The organism is Reinekea thalattae (assembly GCF_008041945.1).
In the GTDB taxonomy this organism is placed as follows: domain Bacteria; phylum Pseudomonadota; class Gammaproteobacteria; order Pseudomonadales; family Natronospirillaceae; genus Reinekea; species Reinekea thalattae.
On sequence record NZ_VKAD01000002.1, the window covers coordinates 245,112 to 268,165 of the forward strand.

The 23,054-nt window shown below is 44.9% G+C and carries 18 protein-coding genes and 1 riboswitch; of the genes, 6 read left to right on the top strand and 12 right to left on the bottom strand.

Annotation, left to right across the window (positions count from 1 at the left end; all coding sequences use genetic code 11):
• Nucleotides 1-72 precede the first annotated feature (72 nt).
• Nucleotides 73-390, top strand: coding sequence for a helix-turn-helix transcriptional regulator (locus FME95_RS11435; protein WP_147714616.1), 318 nt, complete (start codon nucleotides 73-75; stop codon nucleotides 388-390).
• Between the two features lie 44 nt (nucleotides 391-434).
• Here FME95_RS11435 and FME95_RS11440 read toward each other — a convergent pair whose 3' ends face one another.
• The 4 genes from FME95_RS11440 to ptsP form a co-directional block, all read right to left on the bottom strand.
• Nucleotides 435-815 (bottom strand): hypothetical protein, encoded by a 381-nt coding sequence (locus FME95_RS11440; RefSeq protein WP_147714617.1) that lies wholly within the window; start codon nucleotides 813-815, stop codon nucleotides 435-437.
• A gap of 41 nt (nucleotides 816-856) precedes the next feature.
• Nucleotides 857-1,654 (bottom strand): Cof-type HAD-IIB family hydrolase, encoded by a 798-nt coding sequence (locus FME95_RS11445; protein WP_147714618.1) that lies wholly within the window; start codon nucleotides 1,652-1,654, stop codon nucleotides 857-859.
• A 247-nt stretch (nucleotides 1,655-1,901) separates the two neighbouring features.
• Nucleotides 1,902-3,725: a PTS glucose transporter subunit IIBC gene (gene ptsG, locus FME95_RS11450; protein ID WP_147714619.1), complete on the bottom strand. Its 1,824-nt coding sequence runs from the start codon at nucleotides 3,723-3,725 to the stop codon at nucleotides 1,902-1,904.
• Nucleotides 3,726-3,767: 42 nt separating this feature from the next.
• Nucleotides 3,768-6,410, bottom strand: coding sequence for a phosphoenolpyruvate--protein phosphotransferase (gene ptsP / locus FME95_RS11455; RefSeq protein ID WP_147714620.1), 2,643 nt, complete (start codon nucleotides 6,408-6,410; stop codon nucleotides 3,768-3,770).
• A 758-nt stretch (nucleotides 6,411-7,168) separates the two neighbouring features.
• On the opposite strand from ptsP, the gene FME95_RS11460 reads away from it, so the two are divergent.
• On the top strand, nucleotides 7,169-8,155 hold the full coding sequence (locus FME95_RS11460) for a LacI family DNA-binding transcriptional regulator (RefSeq protein ID WP_147714621.1): 987 nt from the start codon (nucleotides 7,169-7,171) through the stop codon (nucleotides 8,153-8,155).
• Between the two features lie 201 nt (nucleotides 8,156-8,356).
• Here FME95_RS11460 and FME95_RS11465 read toward each other — a convergent pair whose 3' ends face one another.
• The 3 genes from FME95_RS11465 to FME95_RS11475 form a co-directional block, all read right to left on the bottom strand.
• The gene (locus FME95_RS11465) at nucleotides 8,357-9,727 is read right to left on the bottom strand and encodes an Lcl C-terminal domain-containing protein (protein ID WP_147714622.1); all 1,371 of its coding nucleotides are present in this window, start codon (nucleotides 9,725-9,727) and stop codon (nucleotides 8,357-8,359) included.
• A gap of 342 nt (nucleotides 9,728-10,069) precedes the next feature.
• Nucleotides 10,070-13,033, bottom strand: a complete 2,964-nt coding sequence (locus FME95_RS11470) for a bifunctional diguanylate cyclase/phosphodiesterase (protein WP_147714623.1) — start codon at nucleotides 13,031-13,033, stop codon at nucleotides 10,070-10,072.
• 316 nt (nucleotides 13,034-13,349) lie between these two features.
• Nucleotides 13,350-14,120 (bottom strand): SDR family oxidoreductase, encoded by a 771-nt coding sequence (locus tag FME95_RS11475; RefSeq protein ID WP_147714624.1) that lies wholly within the window; start codon nucleotides 14,118-14,120, stop codon nucleotides 13,350-13,352.
• A 180-nt stretch (nucleotides 14,121-14,300) separates the two neighbouring features.
• Between FME95_RS11475 and FME95_RS11480 the strand changes: the two genes are divergently transcribed.
• The 4 genes from FME95_RS11480 to thiH all read left to right on the top strand — a co-directional run bounded on the left by FME95_RS11480 (nucleotide 14,301) and on the right by thiH (nucleotide 17,767).
• A complete protein-coding gene (locus FME95_RS11480; protein ID WP_147714625.1) occupies nucleotides 14,301-15,191 on the top strand; it encodes a LysR family transcriptional regulator in 891 nt (296 codons plus the stop codon).
• 74 nt (nucleotides 15,192-15,265) lie between these two features.
• Nucleotides 15,266-15,396: riboswitch (TPP riboswitch) on the top strand.
• Nucleotides 15,397-15,606: 210 nt separating this feature from the next.
• Nucleotides 15,607-15,807: a sulfur carrier protein ThiS gene (gene thiS, locus FME95_RS11485; RefSeq protein WP_147714626.1), complete on the top strand. Its 201-nt coding sequence runs from the start codon at nucleotides 15,607-15,609 to the stop codon at nucleotides 15,805-15,807.
• Nucleotides 15,808-15,809: 2 nt separating this feature from the next.
• On the top strand, nucleotides 15,810-16,583 hold the full coding sequence (locus FME95_RS11490) for a thiazole synthase (protein ID WP_147714627.1): 774 nt from the start codon (nucleotides 15,810-15,812) through the stop codon (nucleotides 16,581-16,583).
• Nucleotides 16,580-17,767, top strand: coding sequence for a 2-iminoacetate synthase ThiH (gene thiH, locus FME95_RS11495; protein ID WP_147714628.1), 1,188 nt, complete (start codon nucleotides 16,580-16,582; stop codon nucleotides 17,765-17,767). Before FME95_RS11490 ends, thiH begins: the two co-directional genes overlap by 4 nt.
• A gap of 26 nt (nucleotides 17,768-17,793) precedes the next feature.
• On the opposite strand, the gene FME95_RS11500 is transcribed toward thiH, so the two are convergent.
• The 5 genes from FME95_RS11500 to FME95_RS11520 all read right to left on the bottom strand — a co-directional run bounded on the left by FME95_RS11500 (nucleotide 17,794) and on the right by FME95_RS11520 (nucleotide 22,894).
• Nucleotides 17,794-18,549 (bottom strand): GntR family transcriptional regulator, encoded by a 756-nt coding sequence (locus tag FME95_RS11500; RefSeq protein WP_147714629.1) that lies wholly within the window; start codon nucleotides 18,547-18,549, stop codon nucleotides 17,794-17,796.
• A 38-nt stretch (nucleotides 18,550-18,587) separates the two neighbouring features.
• A complete protein-coding gene (locus FME95_RS11505) occupies nucleotides 18,588-19,700 on the bottom strand; it encodes an ABC transporter ATP-binding protein (protein ID WP_147714630.1) in 1,113 nt (370 codons plus the stop codon).
• A gap of 36 nt (nucleotides 19,701-19,736) precedes the next feature.
• Nucleotides 19,737-20,597, bottom strand: coding sequence for a carbohydrate ABC transporter permease (locus tag FME95_RS11510; protein WP_147714631.1), 861 nt, complete (start codon nucleotides 20,595-20,597; stop codon nucleotides 19,737-19,739).
• Nucleotides 20,598-20,606: 9 nt separating this feature from the next.
• Nucleotides 20,607-21,542, bottom strand: coding sequence for a carbohydrate ABC transporter permease (locus FME95_RS11515; protein WP_147714632.1), 936 nt, complete (start codon nucleotides 21,540-21,542; stop codon nucleotides 20,607-20,609).
• Nucleotides 21,543-21,622: 80 nt separating this feature from the next.
• A complete protein-coding gene (locus FME95_RS11520; RefSeq protein ID WP_147714633.1) occupies nucleotides 21,623-22,894 on the bottom strand; it encodes an ABC transporter substrate-binding protein in 1,272 nt (423 codons plus the stop codon).
• Between the last annotated feature and the right edge of the window lie 160 nt (nucleotides 22,895-23,054).

Below are 23,054 nucleotides of genomic sequence, written 5' to 3' on the forward strand. Positions count from 1 at the left end.
TATTTGTTGCTTGTGGTCATTTAAGAAACTGATATGTTGCTTAATTTCAAAAAGCAACCAATATGTTTCTATATGAGTACACTGTTAGAGCAAATTAAAAAAAGGCGTTTACAGCTGGCGATGAAGCAGCATGACATGATGTTGCGGGTAGGAATGTCGCGCCAGCAGTATCAGCGCTTAGAGTCTAAAGGTAACCCTAGGTTGGATACGCTAGAGCTGATTGCTAAAGGCTTAAACAGCGAGCTTGTACTCGTTCCTGAAGAAAAGCTAAAAGAGGTTTTGGCTGTGCTTGCCGATGAGGTTGAGCCTCAAGGCGCTACTGAAAAAGATTTAGAAGCCAAAACCCTTGCCGACGATCCTTGGCAGGGGTTGCTAGGAGCCGATGAATGAGCAGCACGAATAGCAGTGATAAAAATACCAGCGCCGCCTCCTTCTCAACCTGCTTCACCAGTTCCGGCAAAGCCGACCATGCGTGAAATTTTTTCGCCTTTGTATTCAATAAAATATTGTCCGAGCTGTACCATTTCTTTGCCGTCTGGCCCCATGCCGCCAAAGGCGATGGTGGCGCGCGTGGTTGCTGAAATTGTAGTTCCTGCAATGCTATCGGCTTTAACCAGTTTGGCTGTCCAGCCCGGTGCGTTGGCGCTGAACATGCCAACGTAATCGGCCAGTTCGCTAATGCTGGTAATCGTGGCTGGTGTGCGTGGGTCATCGTATTGAATGCTGTCGCTGACGGCGCTGGTAATTTTTGCTGCACGGCTTTCTGCATCGGTAATCGACCAGGCGTCGAAAAAAGCGCTTATTAGGGTGTTCATAGTATGCATCCTTTGTCGTGCTGGATTATTTGCGTTTAATATCAATCTAATAGTAGCTGTCGAATCACTTGAGTCACACCGGCTTGATTATTTGTGGGTGCGGAAAAACGAGCGGTTTGTTTTATGTCTGGATGGGCGTTTTCCATGGCGTAGCTGTAATAGGTTTGTTGCAGCATTTCAACGTCGTTAAAGTAGTCACCAAAACTTAGGCTTTGTTCTGCTGTAAAATTAAATTTTTGTTGTAGGTATTTTATGGCGCTGCCTTTGGAAGCGTCTTTCGCCATAAAGTCGAGCCAGATAAAAGAACTCACCACTACCTGATGACTTTCTGAAAACAGTGGTGCAACTGAAGGGTAGATATGCTCTTCGGTACCGTTAAAATTGAGTACGGCAATTTTTATGCAGTCTTCTTTTATTTGTAATAGGTTATCAACCTGTTTTAGCGCGGCGTAATATTTTTTAACTTCTGAAAGAGTGGCAGCATCGCATGTTTCGATATAGGCAATGCCTTTACCACAAAATACAACATGACAGTCCGGAATGTTTTTTAAGCTTTGAATAATTGCAGTAACATCGCTTGGCTCAATCGTCGAGCTGTACAGCTCTTTGCCTTGGTGCATAACCAACGTGCCGTTATCGGCAATAAATAACATTTCATCTTTAATGTCGATAAAAGTATCGAGCAAGCTTTCGTATTGGCGACCTGATGCTGCGGCAAATAAAATGTTCTGGCGTTTTAATGCAGCAAAAACATCGAAAAAATCATCAGGCAGCTGTTTGTTGTCGTCTAACAGCGAGCCGTCCATATCGGTTGCAATAAACTTGATATCGGGTTTCAAAATTTATCCTCTTTGGTCGAAGGTACGCGAATTTATCATAGCCAGCAGTATGCGGCATTAGGACGTTGAATGCTAAACAGAAATCGTGATGATTGAATGACGCTGCTAATAAAGCCCCAGTGAACAGAACGGTTGTAAATAATAACGGCTGAGAATAAGAACGGCAGAAAGAGGGCAACGCTTGTAAATAGGGGTGACGATCGTAAATAGTGGCGATAGTCGTTACAAAAATTGTCGCTTCTAAAAACTAGAGTAAAGCTTTTTTCATTGCTTGTTCAGTACGGCTTGCCTCGCCAGACATCAGCAGGTGAACAACATTATCGTTCACCGGCATTATGTGCTTCACACCGAGTGCTTTCATTTGGTTTACGTCTAAATCGACACGTTGCTTTAATTCTAAACGCAATCGGTTGGTGGAGCAGGTCAAAACGCCTTGAATGTTGGCTTTGCCACCGAGCAAACTGACTAATTCTTTAGCGCTCGAAAGCGTGCTGTCGGCATCTGCGAGTACTGATTTTTCTACCGCAGGCACCAGTGGGTTACTCGCTGTCTGTTTTTCTTCTTGTGTCAGCAATGCATTGTTTGGCTGTTCGTGCCTGTTGGTTTTGTCTGCATTGGGTTGGTGAGTGCTGGTTGCAAGCGTCGGTTTTTGTGTCATGGCTTCTGCCATTTTTGTTCGTAGCGTATCGGCTTCTAAGCCAAAGATGGCTTGCACACTGTTGCCCATGGTGAGTACATCGGTGGCACCTAACGCTTTGAGTGTGTCAGCCTGTACGCGCTCAATATCGGCAACATCGATACGTAAGCGAGTGATGCAGTTATCCAAGGAGGTAATGTTTTCAGCGCCACCAAAGGCGGTGATAATGCCGTCGATACGGCTGTCGCCGACCACAGGTGCGGTTGTTATAACGCTTTCGTTATCATCTTCACGACCGGGCGTTTTTAAGTTGAATAGACTAATCACGGTGCGGAAAACACTGTAGTAAATAACAGCATAGAGCACACCAAAAACTGGAATTAACAAGGCGTTTTGCGATTTAGAAAACAGCACAACATAGTCGATAAAGCCATGCGAGAACGAGGTGCCATGTACGACGTTAAATAGGTTCATCACAAAGAAGGCAGAACCGGCGAGCAGCGCATGAATGACGTAAAGGATGGGCGCAACAAATAGAAAGGCAAATTCAATGGGTTCGGTGATACCCGTTAAGAACGACGTGAAGGCTGCAGAGATCATAACGCCGCCAACCTTGGCTCGATTTTCTGGTTTGGCACTGTGCCAAATCGCTAAGGCAGCCGCAGGTAAACCAAACATTTTAACAAGGTAGCCGCCAGCCAGCTGGCCAAAACCATTACCGGCAATGCGCGTGGCTGAGTCAGCGGATAAATAACAGGTTAACACGCCATTGAGTGCTTCACCGGCGGCATTGACACAGGAGCCAGCCTGAAAAAAGAACGGTGCGTTCCAAATGTGGTGCAAGCCGAGTGGAATAAGTAGGCGTTCAACAACACCGTAAAGAGTGAACGCTAACTCTGGGTTTTGGTACGCCGCCCACAATGAAAAAGTTTCAATAGCATGACCAATCGGCGGCCATATCCAAGAAAGAACAACACCCAAAGCAATGCAGCCAAAGCCGGTAATAATAGGCACCGAGCGTTTACCGGCAAAAAAACCTAAGTAGGCGGGCAGTTCTAATTTAAAAAATCGGTTAAACGACCAAGCGGCAATACTGCCAGCGAGAATGCCACCTAAAATGCCGACGTCGGTTTCTGGTGCTACCACCGCTAAGGTTTTGATCATAATAAAATAACCAACCGCTGCTGCCAGTGCAGAAACGCCGTCGTTTTTGGTAAAGCCTAAGGCAACGCCAATGGCAAACAGTAAGCCCATGTTGCTGAAAACAGCGCCGCCGGCGCTTTCCATAATGTTCGATACCACACTGGGCAGCCAGCTGAATTTAGCGGCACCAACACCCAATAAAATCCCGGCAATGGGTAACACAGATACCGGAAGCATTAACGATTTGCCAATCTTTTGTAGTTGCCCGAAGGCGCTTTTTGCAATGCTCATAATGTGTAAACTCCTGAATGACTTTATTATTTTTGTTGTTATTCACATGTTTAAAGACGACTGCAATAGCGCGCGAACTTCGCGGGCTGAACGCATGCAGATTGCACGGCTAGCAAGGCTTTTACAGCTTGAGATATCCAACGACCGTACGGCGGCTTTCACCTCGGCGATGGCTGGAATATTGACGGATAATTCGCTAACACCTAGACCGATTAGAATCGGCGCTGCTTGAGCGTCGCTGGCCAGTGCGCCACAAACGCCGACCCATTTATCCTGTTTTGCGGCCGCATCGCAGGTTAGTTGGATCATACGCAGCACCGATGGATGTAACGCATCGGCAAACACTCCGAGCTTTGAATGGCCTCGGTCGATGGCTAGGGTGTATTGAGTTAAATCGTTGGTGCCGATAGAAAAGAAGTCCACTTCTTCGGCAAAGATATCGGCCATAATTGCAGCCGATGGCACTTCGATCATCATGCCGACGGGTACGGCTTTGACCGCTAACTTAAGGCGCTCTTGTTCTAGCAGCTGTTTGGCGAGGATCAGCTCATTTAGGTCGCTGATCATCGGGAACATAATGTGGATGTTGCCATGCTGTGCTGCTCGTAATAGGGCCCGCAATTGCGTTCGGAGTAAGTGAGGCTGGTCTAATCCAATGCGTATGCCGCGTTCGCCGAGGAACGGATTGTCTTCTGTATCGATATTGATATAGGCCAGCGGTTTATCACCACCAACATCTAAGGTGCGCACAACTAATGCCTGCTCTGGTTTTAGTTGCTCAACGGCGGCGCGATAAATTTGGTACTGCTCTTCTTCGCTTGGCGCTTGTTTTCGATCCATAAAAATAAATTCGGAACGTAACAGGCCTACACCGTCTGCTTGCTCCTGTATGGCGTTTTTGGCTTCGGCGACCGAACCAATATTGGCTGCCACTTCAATCAGAGTGCCGTCTTTGGTTATGGCAGGCTTAGCCGCGTGGGCTTTATTTTCTGCGAGAGCTAATTGTTGTGCCTGCCGTTGTGCTTGTTGTTCAGCCAGCTGTTCTTCACTGGGAGATAAATAGAGCGTGCCTTGATAGCTGTTCACTAACGCAGCGGTACCGTTTTTAATATCGCGTGCTGCGGCATCGATACCGACCAATAAAGGGATCGACATCGACCGAGCAAGGATCGCACTGTGAGAGGTTGTACCGCCATGTACCGTACAGAAGGCGGCGATATTTTTTTGTTCAAGATTAACCGTATCGGAAGGGCTTAAGTCATCGGCAATTAAAATCGCCTGCTCAGGAATATCCTCTAGCGGTTGGCCAAGACCTAAAATGTGGCGCAACACACGAATGCCGACGTCCTGAATATCGCTGGCGCGCTCCTGCAACATGGCATTATTAAGCGCTCGTATTTTTTCGGCTTGCTGGCTATAGCTCTGTTGCCATGCATAGGCAGCACTGTTGTTGGCGCGAATGCTGGCAACGCTCTGCTGGTACATTTCTGGGTCAGATAAAATTTGCAGATGTGCTGAAAAAATAGCCGCCTTGTCGCTGTTGCCCTGTTGCGTTAACGCTGTTTTCAGTTGGCAGATTTCTTGTCGCGCTTCAATAATGGCGCTATCCAAGGCTAGTAATTCTTCGCTTAACGAGGAAGCTGTTTGCTTTACTTCTAGCGTCGCTGTTGGCAGTTGGTGGATAACACCAAAGCCAATACCGGCAGAAGCTTCAATGCCTTTAAATTGGTTCTCAATAGTCTGCTCGGTAAATAACAATGAGGCTTCAGCAGTTACTTTTTCTTCGACTTGAGAGTCGTCTTCTGGGTTTGATTCAAAGCTTGCGACAGTTGCATCACCTAAGCCATTTAAAATAGCAGCACTGAGTTGTTCAATGGCATTTTTGGCATCCTCGCCACGCGCAAGAATTTTTATTTGATCGTTTAGCTGAGCGTCTAATTGCAACACATTAATAACGCTTTTGGCGTTGCCCTCATTACCTTTGCAGTTTAAATAAATCTCGGCATTAAATTCGCGGGCAATATTAACTAACGCTGCGGCTGGGCGAGCATGCAAGCCAGATTGCAGGCTCAAGGTTAGCGGCTCACTTTCTTGCCAGTCAGTGGTGGTTTCGGGTTGTAAGTTAACCGTTGTTTCGGCTTGTGAGTCGGCTGTTTTTTCGGACTGTGAGTCAACAGTGCGAGCCGTAGCGTTGAACGATACTGACATCAGCGTTTGTGGGCTTTCAATAAATTGTTGTTGCTCTGCTTTATGCAGTTGGCAGCTCAGTGCATCGGCATTGGTGACGACGACGGCGGTGACTAAGCTTTTAGCGGTTCTTGATACTTGATCAAAATCTATCTCAATCAGGGTTTGGCCTTGCTTTACCTGTTGGCCATTTTTAACACGGGCGGTAAAACCTTTGCCATTTAATAACACCGTATCGATACCGATATGGATTAATACTTCTAAGCCGCTCTGGTGACTTAGCGAAATAGCGTGACCAGTTGATTGGATTTGGCTAACGGTCGCATCAAAGGGGGCAATTAGTCGATTATTAACCGGTTCAATCGCGACGCCATCGCCGAGCATTTTTTTTGCAAAAACGGGGTCAGGTACCTGTTCCAGTGGCACTACAATACCGTTTATTGGGGTGATTAGAGCCAGCTCTGTTGCGGCGGTTTTAAGTGCTTCTTGGATACCCATAATGGCCTCTTTATTTTTATTGTTATCGATAACATTGCTAATTTATAGCCACTCCTTTCGAATAAGGCAATGCCTGAATGTTGCTCTTTATGTTGTTTAGCCAGATTACAGAGTTGTTAAGTTACTGGTCTGTTCAATTGCTAATTTATGAAGCAGCTAAGCCAGACTCTATGACGGATCCTGTTTACCAATGTGCGATTGTCGTTTTTGCTCTTGTTCTTGTTTCGCGAACATTGTCTGTTTAAGACCAAATTGCTTTGCCGTGTTGAGTTTGTTGTTGCACACAACAGACAAATAAATTGCGCTGATTCCTTTATACCCTGAACGATAATTAAGTGGGTATTTAAAATGGCCGTATGTTGATTCAGGCCATTATCTTTGTGAATTGCACTCTGTTGTAGTGCATTCATTCCGTTTTAGTTGGCTTTGTGTTCTATGTTAAATGATCGAAAGTTAGTTTAAATCAATATGTTATCGATAACAAAAAGTTTCCGAAAAATTTAACGCAAAAAAATCAACGATCTTTCTATCACTGTACGATCAGTTGTGATGCAGTCTACAAAGCGTTTTGGTGATTTCTTGACTGGTTTCGTAAAAATTTTAGGGCAGGCTAGACTAAATAAAAAACGGTAGAATAATTTTAAAATTTCTAAATAAAAACAAAGAGTTAAATTTAATTTGATACCGTGAATTACAGCTAACGATGTGAATTATTTTATTCGCATGCTGATTATTTACGCTAAGAATATGCTGAGAAAATGACGACAGTATACGATGTTGCAAAGCTCGCTAATGTATCTGCGATGACCGTTTCTAGGGCGTTAAATAACCCTGAAAAGGTGTCACCGCAGTCGTTAAAGCGCGTACAGGATGCAATTCAACAATTGGGCTATCAACAGAACCAAGCGGCTCGAGCACTGGTCACTAAGTCGACCGGCATTGTTAAGTTGGTCATGCCAAAACGATTGGGCATGAGTGATCCCTATTTCACTGCTTTGTTTGCAGGCATTGCTTCTGTGTTGTCGGAAAACCGTTTGGCGGTATTGATTGAGGATGAGTTGTCATCGACGATTAAATACGACGGCATTATTTTAACTGAGCTGCACGATGAGCACAGCTATAACGAATTATTAAAACTTTCTACGCCTGTAGTGTTATTTGGCAAAGGCCAGCGTTTGGGCGAAATGGCAAACCAATTAGACTGGGTTGATCTAAACCATTTTGAAGGCGCTTATCTGGCGACTCAACATCTGTTGTCTCTCGGTCATACTGCGATTGCACTTTTTAAATTTGATTCAAACGATTCTTCTTTAATCGAAAGAGAGCAGGGTTATCGCAAAGCGATGGCAGAATACGGAATTGATGTCGATCCAAATTGGGTTGTCTCTGGTTTAGAAGATACCTCTTATGCTGCAAAATCGCAGGCGATTGATGTGTTAAGTCACAGTGCTGTAACCGGTGTTGTTTGCACATCCGATTTATTGGCGATCGGTGTGATTCAAGCGGCTCGCGAATTGAATCGTAAAATCCCGCAGCAACTTTCAGTGGTTGGCTTTGATGGTGTCGGCTACGACCAAATGTGTGACCCACGATTAACCACCTTATGCCAGCCGGTTTTTTGGATCGGCCAGCGTTTAGCACAATTATTGATTGAACGTATTCAAGATAAAACCAACGACCTTCCCGCTCGCCACGAAATTATTTCAGCCGAACTGGTTGTACGAGATAGTACTGCGGTGAAATAGCCGTTCATTATTCGTCTTAATTTTTTTCGTATTGAGCCAATACAACTGCCGCCATTTCAGCGAAACCTAAAACGAAACTGAATACAGTATTTAGTATGTATTTTTTTGATTAACGGCTTTATAACTAGCAGCAAAAAAACACCCGCCTAAGCGGGTGTTTTTTAGTGGTTGGAATAGTTGAGTGAATGGCTAAGCGAGATGTTATTCGTTTGCGTCGCGCACTAAACGAACGTAATTAAGTACCCGAATGGCGTCGGCTTGTGGCCCGTGACCGTTGCTGTAGTCAGTTCCGTCCCAAGTTTTTGGATCGCTACGTTGTGAGCCTGCGCCGTGAACATCAAACCAGCCGCCTAAGCGCTTGCTGTAGCCTAGTGAGCGACCAAAGGCGACATAGGAGGCATAGTTCACTCGCAATCCGCGAGGCGTCAGTGCTTGGTGTGTTGTACTGCTCCAATAGAAAGCCCAGTCGGCTTCTCCGTTTTCGTTGGTGATGGGTGTACTGTTAAATAGGGGGGCGATGGCCGGTGATTGAGTTTTTGCCGGTGAATAGTTGTAATCCACTAAGCTGACGAGCTCTTTTACATTGGGCAAGCGCCAGTCGCTGTAGCCTAAATAAGCCTGATCATTCATTTGCTGTACGTAAGCTAGCGCTTCGACCCAGTTCATAGCGCCTTTGCTTTTTGCATTCGCCGCTAAGGGTACGTTGCTATTACCTTGAGATTGCTGCCAGTTAATATCACGTTGGTAGTTTATGCCGCTGTCGTAGTCCGCGCCGCTGTCATTTTGTGCCCACATCAAGCCGGACTGAATATCTGTGATGGTGCCATTCTGGTTGTCCACCAGTTCGCTGCTGCCGTAGTTGGTGTTACCACGTACACACTGAACCGAATAGGTTTTATTAACGCCGCGCATTTTTTCGCCGTAAGCCTTAATTCGACCGTCTGCAAGGTTGACCCCAAACAGCATCGCGGTGCCTTCATCGTTGCGGTAGTGAGTCGATGTTGCGTACTGCACATCGATAATGCGTTCTCCTTCGGCAGGGTTGCCGTAGGCAAAATCAAAATAGTTAGTGTCGATAAAGGGCGTTAATTTAGACGTGTTTCGCGCTTCTGGTGAGGTGTCGGTGCCCTGAAAATTAATTAACGAATAGGCCTGTTTAATCGTCGGTAGTTGCCAATCATTATAGCCAGCAAAATTGGACGACTCGCAGTAGTCGGCAGCTTGTTGCGAGGTCAGCTTATCGGCTTTGGTTAATTGGCCATCATTATTGGTATCCGGTGAGGCCATCCACATCAGCCCCGTGACTTGGTCGCTTACCGTGCCGTTGTCGTGCTTAATATAGTGCTGTTGGTTGCCTGTGTATTCGGCATCTTGGCCTGAATAGCGACTGTCGCTACCACAGTTAATAACCTTGGAAGTGCTGTAGCAAAGCTGTTGTTCGGTTTCTACTGCTAGGTTGGTCAGTTGTAGCGATGAACTGGTGTTAACTGCGGCATGAGTTTGGCAGCTAGAAAGAAAAACAACTAACAGTGCCGAGCTGCTTAAAAGAGAAACGGGTGAATGATTTGTCATTGTTGCCTCGATAACATCATTGTCTGAGAGCGCAGTTTTGGAGTGACTGCCTAATGCCGCCTAATGATAGAGCTTCTGCTTGTTAAAAGCGTGGCTATGATCACGTATGCGGCCTAACTGCACGATCTTTTAAGTTTTCCGACAATGGGACACATTTCAGCCATAGTTTGTACAGTATTCAGTGGCGATAAATGCTGGTTGTTTGCACGTGGGTAGAGATGGAAGCTAGGCAAAGCCAATGCTGCTATCGATTAGCAAAAAGCAGTGGAAAAAAACAAAATAACAGAAAGTAAAACAAGGCGCGTAGACGATGAAGCCTATTCATCGCCTACAGTTTTATTTTTATTTGAACGTAGCCTTAGAGTATTGAATGACGTTTGATTTAAGAGGGGCGTCGATTTGATCATAAAAATATTGAAACGGCTGAGCTTTAGAAAAGTAATAGCCCTGTAGATAGTCACAACCAATCTTGGTGAGTGCATCTGCTTGATGGCTATTTTCAACACCTTCGGCGACTACTTTAATTTGTAGCATTTTTGCCAGCTGAACAATTACGCTGACAAAGTGACGGTCTTGATTATCGATATGAAAGTCACGAATAAATTCTTTATCGATTTTAATAATATCAACAGGGAATCGTTTCAGGTAACTCAGACTCGAATAGCCGGTGCCAAAATCATCAATAGCAATAGAGATACCAATAGATTTTAATCGATGCAGGGTTTGCAGCGAGTGCTCAGGGTTCTGCATTAATGAGGTTTCGGTAATTTCAAAAATAAACCAATCAGCGCTGGCTCGTTCCTCTTTTAATATTCGTTGCACACTTTCAAAGAAATTGGCTCGGCTTAATTCGATGGCGCTGATGTTAATCGATAATTTATTAAAGGGCGCATTGCCTTTAGTGCGAGAAAAATTCAGTACCGAGCAGGCTTGGCGGAAAGTCATCTCGCCTAGTTTATGAATCAGCTGCGCTTCTTCAGCAACACCGATAAAAACATCTGGCGGTACAAAGGTGCCTTCTGCATTGGTCCAGCGAGATAAGCCTTCGGCATAGATAGTGGTAAATGAACCGGCCTCAACAATGGGTTGGTAGTGCAGCCGAACCTCTTCATTTTCTATCGCGTAGCGAAGTTCTGTTTCTACTTTTAAACGCGCATTGAGCGCATCTTCATGCTCTTTTGAATAGAGAGTAAAGCGGTGTCGGCCTGTATCTTTGGCTTGGTACATGGCTGAGTCGGCGCGTCGCATGAGCGTCTCTGGGTCTTCACCGTCTTTCGGACAGGAAGCAACGCCAATGCTGGCTCCAATACTATGGCTACGGCCTTGCAGTACTAACGGTTCGCCAATAATTTGTAATAGGTCGTTACAAAAACGAGAGGTTTCTAACAGGCTCATTTCGCCTTGCAGTAGAATTAAAAATTCATCACCGCCAATACGAGATACGGTATCGGTCTGGCGTAGTTTTTTCTTAATACGATTAGCAACGTGCTTGAGTGCTTTATCGCCAACGCTGTGGCCGAGAGTGTCGTTAATAGTTTTAAAATTATCTAAATCTAAAAAGAGCAGAGAGAAGCCATCACCATTGCGTTGATACTGTGAGCAGGCGCGCGATAAACGGTCGGTAAATAGTACTCGGTTCGGCAGGTCGGTTAGCATGTCGTGTTGTGCTAAGTAAGACATCTTCTCAGAGATAGCCCGAGTCTCCGAGACGTCTTGGAACACCATGACTGCGCCGTGAACCACTCCCTTGTCGTCAATGATCGGTGAAACAGAATCTTGAACGCTGAAAATATCGCCACTGCGACTTTTTAATGTCGCGGTGTCTGGTATACCCATGCGTGCTTTTTTCTCGATAGCGAGTAGTGTTGGGTTGGCAATGGTTTTTCCGGTATCGCTATCAAACAGATGTACGACGTTTTCAAACGGTTCACCAACCGCGTCGGCCTGAGTGAACCCAGTAAGTAATTCGGCAACTGGGTTTAAAAAGGTGATGTAGCCATTAGCGTCGGTAGTGACCATGCCGTCACCCATTGAATTTACAGTGATCTCCAACAGGTCTTTTTCTTCTTTAAGGTTTTCTGCTAAGCGGCGTTCACGCGTAACGTCGTTCAATACAGCATAAGAGCGGCCGCCGTGATCTTCTTCGACGTAAATAGCAGAAAGTTCAATGTCGAGTAAGGAGCCATCTTTACGGATAAATTGGTAATTAACGTTATTGATGTATCCATTTTCAAAAAACTCAGGCAAAACCTCTTCGACTGCTTTTTTAGCAGATTCAGGTGTTAAAAAGATGGCCGATTTTTTTCCGATAACTTCATGCCGACGATAGCCTAACAGTTCTAGCCACTTGTCACTGACTGCGACAATGTTGCCATTGTCATCGATAGAATGAAGTGGCATCGGTGTTCGCTCGTAAACGTTGGTGGCTTCAATCGATAGATCGCGATAGAGGTTCTTTTTACGCCGCAACTCGCGCAATTTTATGCCAAATAGATTGCTGAATAAAAAGACTAAGCCGAGATTGATAAAAAGATAAACTGGGTTTTCAATGCCAAAGCTGTCAGCAGTAGAGAGAACTGGCATCATCACTGCCATTGTTGCAGCGATAATGGCTAGGCGTGTAAAGGACCAAATAGAGACCAAGATTAATAATAAAAAGGCCAGTAAATAGGGTTCGGATGAATGGTTAAATGCCCAGTAAATACCAATGACAGAGCCCGCAAAAATACTGGCACTGATTGGGCTAATTAATACCTGTGCAATACGTTTCGCGCCTAGATTAAGCCAGCAAACCATGAAGCCAAACAAACTAAGACCGCCAATGAGTTTGGCATTCATCCAATTTGCCCAGCTGTTAGAAACATCGTAATTACCTTGCATGTAAAACAAAATTGAAATGACAACGCCGGCAATGGCCGGTGCTACAAGGCAAGAGAGCACCATCGCTTTAAAAAATTCTTCCGGTACATTAATTAATTCATTAAAGCGGGTATGTTGCCGGCAAAAATAGCCAGTAATCATAACTTGGCAAAGGTTAGCGCAAACAAAGGATGATGTTTTTAATAAGTCGGACGAGTAAGGCAGGTCAGCTAAAAAATTACCGGCAGCGATAGCGATGGCAATGACTGGCCAGTGCTTAAGGTCGTGTTTTATCAATAACAGGCCGGTGGCGATATTAGGCAACCATAGCAATGCCATAGCATGGCCAGATCGAGTGAGCATTAGCGACAGCGATGCCAATGCATAGTAGGTGACAAAAAATAGCAGTCCGATTAGGACCGTTCTAGGTATAAAGGTTAAAGCCACTGGAATTCCTGAAAAGCATGCAAATACCTAATTCAGTGTGGCTTGATTTAGATCAATATCAAGTCGATGAATATAATAATTTCCTGCTTTTAGAAAACAGTATTTAAATCAAATATTTAGGCTCTTTAAATCGCCAGAAAGCAATGGTTCGCGTGCCTTTAGCGACCAAATAAATGAAGCCGTCGAGGTACAGGATGACGACTTCATCACAGCTTAATGAGCGCGCTTTATCGCGGCTTATATTTTAGGACGAGTCAGGCTAATAATGTCGTTCATTGCAAATCGTCATAGGTTAGGAATCTCGTATGATTACTAACTAGCCGATCCCGCCGTTGGCACGAATGATTTGGCCGTTTATCCAACCTGCATCTGCAGAGCAAAGGAAGGAAATAACATTGGCGATATCGCTTGGTTGGCCTAAGCGCTCTAGCGGTGGCATTTTGGAAAACTGTGCAATTTGCTCATCACTTTTACCGTTCAAGAACAGCTCGGTCGAGACCGGCCCCGGTGCAACGGCGTTAACCGTAATGTTTTTACCGCGCATCTCTTTAGCAAAGATGCGAGTAAAGGCTTCGACTGCCGCTTTGGTGCCGTTATAGAGTCCGTAACCTGGCATGTTCAGCGCTAAGGTTGTGCTCGACAGGTTGATGATACGACCACCTGTTGCCATCTCTTTATACGCAGCTTGCATAGTTAAAAAGGTGCCTTGGGTATTGATTGCGAAGGCGCGGTTCAGCTGTTCAATACTGGTTTCGGCCATCGGTGTGACTTGCAGAATGCCAGCGTTATTGATGAGCGCGTCAATGCGGCCAAAGCTTTGTTTGGTCTGAGCAAACAGAGCGTCAACTTGCTCAGGGTTGGATATGTCTGCCTGAATCGCCAGTGCTTTACCGCCTTGTTTTTCAATCTGAGCGACAAGCGCGTCGGCGGCCTGAGCATTGGCTTGGTAATTAATCACCACTCGGTAGCCATCGTAGGCTAGGCGTTGGGCAATTTGTGCTCCAATGCCACGTGATGCCCCTGTTACGATGGCAACCGGTTGGTCTGTTGTAGTTGTGGTTTGAGTCTGGGGTTGAGTCTGTGTCATTTGGTGACCTCCGGTAATGAAAATAATGTCTTCCATCTGACGGAAAAGAAGGTTACTGGCTGGAGTGGCTTTAATAATTAGCCTAAAATTGTCATTACTATTCCATTTTTAACAACAATGGTGCTTTGCATAACGACGGCACTTTGCATAGCAGCAGCACTTTAAAATGATGGAGCGGTTATGGATCGTTTTCAGGAAATGCAGATATTTGTGCGGATTGCTGAGCGCAATAGCTTTACGCAAGCCGCGGAAGACTTGCAGATACCACGCGCAACGGTGACCAATACGATAAAACGTTTGGAGGCGAGGCTTGGAAGTCGGCTGTTACAAAGAACCACTCGGCAAGTCAGAATGACTCAAGAAGGGCAGTATTATTATCGCCGCTGCCTACAAATTCTTGCCGAGCTTGAAGACACTGAGCGGACTTTTTTAGAGCAGAACCCAAAAGGCTTATTACGTGTTAATTTGCAAGGCACCTTGGCGAAGCATTTTGTTGTGCCTTATTTAGCGGATTTTGTTGCGCGTTACCCAGACATCCAATTGCATATTGGTGAAGATGATCGTCTGGTGGATTTAGTACGTGAGGGGATCGACTGCGTTCTGCGTGCAGGCACACTACAGGATTCTACTTTGGTGGCGCGGCCGCTGGCGCAAATGCCGCAGCTAACCGTCGCCAGCCCAGACTATCTAGCAAAATTTGGAACCCCCAATAGCATTGAGCAATTATCGACGCATCAGGCGGTTGGTTATAGTTCGCATGAATTTGGTCATCAAACCGATCTAGATTTTGTTGTCGATAATCAGGTTGTCGCGGTAAACCTTCGAGCCGATCTTTTTGTCAATGGTGCCGATCTTTACACTGGAGCCGCGGTTGCCGGCTTAGGCATTATTCAGGTGCCTCGCTATCGAATTGAGCAGCAGCTAAAAGAGAATCGTCTCGTAGAACTGCTACCGTCAACTCCGCCGCCGGCCATGCCTGTTTCGGCATTGATGACACATCACAAGCAGTTGTCGTCGCGCACGCGTGTCTTTGTCGACTGGTTGGTTGAGCGTTTTCGCTCGTTAGATTAAACCTGATAATGGTTTTGTTTGGCGGTTAAATAACAAAACGCGGTTGCATCTAAATGCCGCTTGTTTTAATTTAGGCGCACTTGTCGGAGTGCTCGAAAGAGCTGAGATCGCACCGTTTGGTTGTTACCCTGTAACGTCAAACACTGCGGGATCCGTGGAACCTGATCAGGCTAATACCTGCGAAGGAAACAAGAGAATCGCCTACATAGCTTTTTTTGTCCACATTTCTCACCTAGTGAGGCTCCGACGTTATTTTTCTATTGGAGCTTTGCATGCACCTCTCATTGAGTCCTCCTTTTCTAAAAAATATTCAGCTCTGCCACTGTAATTTTTTAACACAGCTTTTTACCTGTATTTGTTGCATTCGTTGTCGAGCATTGCATCGCTTCAGCTTTCCAATCTTGGGAGTGACGTCATGAATATTTTATTGAACGATGAGCCACAAACGGTTGCTGATAATAGCCAACTGATTGCTGCCTTGGAGCAATTGTGTATCGAAACTCAGGGCGTTGCGGTCGCCGTTAATAATGAAATTTTGCCACCCGATACATGGCCCGATATTACCTTGAAAGATCAGGATGAGTTGGTTGTATTTAAATTGATTGCAGGTGGTTGAAGATGAAAATTGCAGACAAAACATTTAATTCCCGACTGCTGTTGGGCACGGGCAAGTTTTCTTCGAGCCAAGTGATGGTCGAGGCGGTTAAAGCCAGTGGCAGCGAATTAGTTACTTTGGCGATGCGTCGCGTTAACCCGAATGAAAAAACTGATCCGATTGTTACGCCGTTAATCGAAGCTGGCATTCAGCTATTGCCAAATACCAGCGGCGCGCGCAACGCAGAAGAGGCGGTTTTTGCTGCCAAGCTTGCACACTCGGCAACCGGTACACGTTGGGTCAAGTTGGAAATTCACCCTGATCCGCGTTATTTAATGCCAGACCCAATCGAAACGTTAAAGGCCACCGAACAGTTGGTTGAGTTGGGTTTTCACGTCATGCCATACATGCATGCGGATCCAGTATTGGCTAAGCGTTTAGAAGAGGCAGGCAGTGCCGCCGTGATGCCGCTAGCAGCGCCGATTGGTAGTAATAAGGGCTTACTAACACGTGATTTTATTCAGATGATTGTTGAGCAAGCCAACGTGCCGGTGGTGGTCGATGCTGGCATTGGTAAGCCTTCTGATGCCATGCAGGCAATGGAAATGGGAGTCGATTTTGTCTTGGTTAATACCGCCATTGCCAGTGCGCAAAACCCGGTTGCCATGGCGGCCTGTTTTAAGCAGGCGGTGATTACCGGTCGCCAAGCTTACGAGGCTGGCTTGGGTGCGCAATCGAGCAATGCAACTGCTGTCGCTTCCAGCCCGTTGACTGATTTTTTAGGGGCAAGCTCATGAGCCAAAGTATTCAAATTAGCACTAAAAAAAGTAACGAGAGCAGCACCGGAAAAAGAACTCAAACTAGCACCGAGCTAAACTTTGCCAACGGCTGGTCGCAACAACGTTGGGATGACTTAGCAACGCCGCTGAAACAGGTTGACGATGCCGCAGTGCAACGAGCATTGCAAAAAGATCGTTTATCAATTGACGATTTTGCCGCGTTAATTTCTCCGCAAGCGCAGCCTTATTTGGAACAGATGGCAGAAAAAGCGCAACGCTTAACACGGCAGCGGTTTGGTCATGTTATTCAAAGTTACGCACCGCTGTACTTGAGTAATGTCTGCTCGAATTGGTGCAGCTATTGCGGTTTTAGTATTCACAATAAACTGCGCCGAAAAACCTTAGACAACAATGAAATAGATGCCGAAGCCGAAGCACTAAAAAAACGCGGTTTCGATAGTGTTTTGTTAGTGACCGGAGAAGCCGAAAAAACTGTCGGGATTGATTACCTAAGCAACGCAGTCAAACGTTTAAAACCAAAATTCAGTCAATTAGCTATTGAAGTGCAGCCGCTCACAACTGAAGAGTATGGCGTGTTGCGCAAGCAGGGCGTTGAGTCACTCAGTCTGTATCAAGAAACCTATAATCCAGCCAGTTATGCCGAACATCACCGGCACGGAAAAAAACAAGATATGGTTTATCGACTAAACGCTCCAGAGCGTGCTGCCGATGCTGATTTTTTAAAAATTAATTTAGGTATATTGATCGGCCTCACTGATTGGCGACAAGACAGTTTGGCGTGCGCGTTACACTTGCGCCATTTACAAAAAAAATATTGGACCGCACGTTTTGGTATGAGCTTTCCAAGGCTTAGACCATGTGCCGGAGAATTAGAAAACCCATTGCACATTAGCGACCGAGAATTACTGCAATTAATTTTAGCCTGGCGCTTATTTGATGCCGAACTGGATTTGGGTTTAAGCACCCGCGAAGCCCCAGAATTTCGCAACGGCATTGCACGTTTGGGTATCACCAGCATGAGCGCCGAATCGATTACTCAGCCAGGAGGCTACGCAGAAGATGCTGCAACGGCACTGGAGCAATTTGAAGTCAGCGATGAACGAAAACTCGATGACATCAAAGCCAATTTAGAACAACAAGGGCTTATGTTGATCGCTACTGATAGTCATTATTTTTCTTAGTAGCCGTTTCTAATTTTGGTTATAAACTATAGCGTATTTTGTAATTCAGCGACAAAATCATAGGAGTCTCCCGGGAACCAAGATCGCGTAAATTCCACAGGAGAGTTTTCGGCGCAGACTCCGGTTCGCTCTATATACAGCACGGCACTGGATTCAGGAATGCTTAACAGGTTTGCACGTTCTGAATCGATGCTGATGGCTCTTAGGCGTTGGAATGCTCTAACAGGCCGTTTACCTTGTTTGTCGAGTAAGGCATAGAGTGAGCCTTCAACGGCGAATGGATTAAGAATGTACTGGCTAGGAATACTGGCCAGTTCTAATGCCATGGGTTTTCCATCGGTAAAACGTAATCGATAAAAACGGACCACTAGGTCATCGTCTTGCAAGTTTAAGGCTGCTCGTTCTTCTGCTCGTGGCATGCCTAACGATCGATCTAGCCACTTTGAACTGATGCTTTTGCCGCGATCTTGCATAATCTCGGTGAAGCTACGCAAATGATTGAGTGGCTGCTCAACACGCTCACTGACAAAGGTGCCAGCACCTTGACGTTGAGTGAGGACCTCGTCTTTGACCAGCTCATCAATAGCGCGTCTGATCGTAACACGAGAGACATTCAGGTACTGCGCGAGGTCGCGCTCTGGTGGTAAGTTATCACCACCAATGAGTCGACCGTCGAGTATCGGAGCATTAATCGCCTTCTTAACCAAAAGGTAAAGCGGCGTGCCTTTCTGCCGAAGGTTAAGAGGGCTTCCAAACAGTTGTTCTAATCGCTCTTCAAGCATTTAAAATCCTAAATAAGTCTCGTTAGGTTGAGAGTACTTTATTGGCTTTCATTGAGACTTTTATGTGTTCGTTGTAACGCCTTTCCTGACTGATCAAAAACATAAAGATTCTCAGCACTAATACCAAATTTTATTTCATCACCGAATTTAAAGGCTTTGTTTCCTGGAACTTTTAGGACAATTTCTTCAGGATGATCGGCTATTTTAACGTATAAATAGGATAATTCACCCAGCTGTTCAATTAGAGTGATAACGCCAGATAATTGATTCTCAGGCTGATCTATTTGTATATGTTCAGGGCGGAAGCCAAGTTCCAGAGGAGTTCCTGTTTGAAGGTTGCTAGCATTTATGGCGACGGTTATTTTTAAACCTGAGTCGAGCAGTAGCTCGCTCATGTTTGAATCAGACTTATGCAGCTTTGCGTTTAAGAAATTCATGTTAGGTGAGCCAATAAAGCTTGCTACAAAACGAGTTTCAGGGCTGTGATACAAAGTAAGAGGAGTGCCTACCTGTTCTATACGGCCTTGGTTCATAACAACGATTTTGTCACCCAATGTCATGGCCTCTACTTGATCGTGAGTAACATAAATAATGGTTGCATCCAGCTCTTTATGCAACTTCCCTAGTTCGACGCGAGTTTGGCCACGCAACGAAGCATCTAAGTTTGATAACGGCTCATCAAACAAAAACACTTTAGGGTCACGTACAATTGCTCGACCAATCGCAACTCGTTGGCGCTGACCACCTGAAAGTTCACGAGGTAATCGTTCTAGTAGGTGGTCAATCTTAAGTTTTTTAGCGGCATCAACGACTTTTTCTTTGATATAGCCTTTACTTTGTCCTGATATCTTTAATCCAAATGCCATGTTTTTAAGAACGTTCATATGGGGGTAAAGCGCGTAGGATTGAAATACCATTGCGATGCTTCGTTTTGCAGGTGGGTGGTTATTTACACGCTCATCATCTATGTATAAATCACCCTCGGTAATATCTTCTAGGCCTGAAAGTAGTCGAAGTAGTGTCGATTTTCCGCAACCAGATTCACCAATAAGAACAACAAACTCGCCGTCCTTAATATCTAGATCGATGCCATGTAAAACATCGACGTTACCAAAACTTTTTTTAATGTTGCTGAGTTTTAAACTAGCCATAAATAATAGTCCTCTGTGGCACTTAGCGTTTGGCAGTTATTTCACTGCGCCGCTGGTTAGGCCTCGAATGAGTTGCTTAGAGAAAATAACGTACAGAATTAACACCGGAACAATGGCCAGCGTTAATGCGGAAAGAACAGAATTCCAATTGGTGACATATTGGCCAACAAACTGTTGAACTCCGAGCGTAATGGTTCGTGTATTTTCACCTGGCGCTAAAATGAGTGGGAACCATAAATCGTTCCAGATAGGTATCATTGTAAATACGGCGACTGTTGCCATAGCAGGGCGTAGCAGCGGTAAAATAATGCAGAAAAATATTTTATATTCGCTAACCCCATCGCAGCGTGCCGCTTCGGTTAATTCTTTTGGAATAGTGCGAACAAATTCCGACAAAATATAGACCGCCAAAGGTAAGCCTTGCGCAATATAGACCAATACCAATGCCGTTAAAGTGTTGGCTAGGTTAAGTTCAACCATTAGCCGTAAAATACTGACGGTTCCTAACCGAATTGGGATCATAATGCCCATTGCAAATAAAAAGGCGATAAAGATATTACCTTTAAATTTATATTCGGTGAGCGCCCATGCCGCCATTGCGCCAAGCAGCAGTACTAAACCAACGGCGAGCAAAGTAACAACTAAGCTGTTCCATGAGTAGAGCCCAAAGTTTGAGCGTAATAAAACTTCTTGAAAGCCGACTAACGAAAAAGTATCGGTCGTTGGCAGAGCTAGCGGGTCATTAAAGATGGCTTTGCGTGATTTAAAAGCATTGATTACAACAACAAAAATAGGAAACAAAGCAATCAGAGTATAAAAAAGCAATACGGCATGAATGGTGGTGCTTTTAGATAGCTGATTGAGCGTTCTAGGCATTAAATTTTTTACAGATAACATGCTATGCCCTTATAGTTGGAAGCGTCGAATACGACGTTGAACAAAAAATAAAAACAACATAACACCAATCAGAATGATCAAGAACATCAGTGTTGCAACGGCGGCACCCATACTTTCGCTGCCTTGTTGTAACTGGAAACCAAAGAATGTTCGATAAAAGAAAGTACCCATAAGATCAGTAGAAAAGTTAGGGCCAGCCAATGCGCCTTTAACCGCATATATCAGTTCAAAGGCGTTAAAGTTAGCAACAAAGGTTAAGATAGAAACCATCGATATTGTTGGCAAAATAAGCGGAAGCTTAATGTGTAAAAAGGTTTGTAACGGGTTGGCACCATCAACAACGCCAGCATCTAAAATATCGTCTGGAATATTTAACAGGGCTGCATATATTAACATCATCGGGATGCCGACAAATTGCCAAACAGAAATTAAGCTAAGTGTTAGTAAGGCTGAGCTTTCTTTACCAAGCCATGCATCAAAATAATGACCAAGACCAATAGAGTATAAGAACTCTTCAGAGATCCCCCAGATTGGGCTAAGCAATAATTGCCAAACAAAACCGATAATGACAACGGATAACATCGTTGGCATAAATATGAGCGTCCGATAGGTACTTGATAGACGCAGTTTTGGGTTGCTCAATAATACTGCCAGTAATAGACCAATTGGATTTTGCACCAGCATATGAATGATGAAAAACTTGAGGTTGTTACTGAGTGCGTTCCAAAAAGCGTGAGACCAATTTTCGTCGGTAATCAGTGTAATAAAATTATTCAAGCCAACAAAATGAGCTTGTCCCTGTTGTTCATCAAATAAACTCAGGAACAATGTATCGATTAGCGGGTAAACACTGAACACACAGTAAATAAGTAATGCGGGAAATAAAAAAACAATAAGATGCCAAGGGAATGGACGCTTAGCATCGTTTTTAGTAGTTGAGTTCATCGTGCCTTCTCATCAATTGTACGGCCTTTGCATTGTCTAAATAGGTAAGGCTCATAACGAACCTTACCTAATTGAGTGGCTTATTGTTGAGGTGCGTACCATTGCTCCAAGCCGTCTTGTGTTTGTTTCGCGGCTTCTTCTGGTGTCATTGTTCCATTAATAACTTGTGCGCTGACATTCCAAAGCTGATTCTCTAAGTTTGGAGTGCCACGAGATAAAATTTGGTACGAGTTACGAATGGTAGATTCACATTCACCACGCCAGCTAATGAATTCTTGTGCAACGGGGTCGTTAATACTGATTTCATGATTCGATAATGGGAAGAATCCAGGAACAGCATTGGCGAATAGTTCAGCAAACTCTTTAGTCGCCATCCAGTTTATAAACTCTATCGCGGCTTCTTTATTTTCGGAGTTTGCATTAATGGCGATGCCGATATCCGTATGGTCGCTGATAAAGCACTGGTCGCCAGCTTTTGCTACCGGAGGTGGAAATGCCCCAAATTCAAAGTCTGCTTGGCTATTAAAGGTTTGAATATCCCAAGAACCGGCTGGGTAAATTGCGGCTCTACCGAGTGTGAATAAATTTTGTGAGTCGGGATAAGTCTGTGCTTCGAAGCCTCGGCCTAAGTAAGGTTTCCACTTTGCAAGTTCTGCCCAAGTTTTAATGTAAGCATCGTCGGTTAGCTTCGCACTGCCATCGAGTAACGCTTTGCGGCCTTCTTCGCCCATCCAGTAGTTAGGACCAATGTTTTGGAAGCCCATGGTTGCGGCTTCCCACTGGTCGGCAGTACCCATAGCGAGCGGCGTGTAACGTGACTTCGATTTTACGGTTTCTAGTACGCTGTAAAACTCGGCTTCAGTTTTAGGTGGTTGAACACCCAGCTCTTCAAATATTTCTTTGTTGTAAATAAAACCATGAATGACCGATGCCATTGGCATACAAAACTGAACGCTACCGTCGTCTGTCACCCATGCACTTTTTGCAACATCAGAAAATTCTTTTAAGCCTTCTAAATCACTGATGTCTTCTAAGTAACCGTCCTCATAGAGGGCTAGCGAAGTATCAAAAGGGCGGCATGTAATAAGGTCGCCAGCGGTGCCAGCTTGGAGTTTTGCTTGTAGTGCAGAATTGTATTGAGTCGGTGGCGTTGGTGCGAAGTTAACGTTGCTATCAGGGTGGCTTTTTTTAAATGCTGGAATAATGACGTCATTCCAGATGTTGGCATCATCGCTTCGCCAGCTCTCAATGCTGATGGTTGTTGCAGCTTGAGCAGATACGATGCTTGCTAGCAGAACGGCAGTCATCGAGGCTTGTTTCGATATGGATGCAATGGAACGTACATTGATCATGTCTATCTCCAATTAGTCTGGTTAAGTATTAACTGCGCATATTCGAGAAATGGTATTTTTTAGGTTTTGATTTTTCCTAGAAATTAGCACCAATTTTTTTATCAAGCAAATAAATACTATTTTTTTTGTAAATGTAGCATGATTGGTATTATATTGGAGT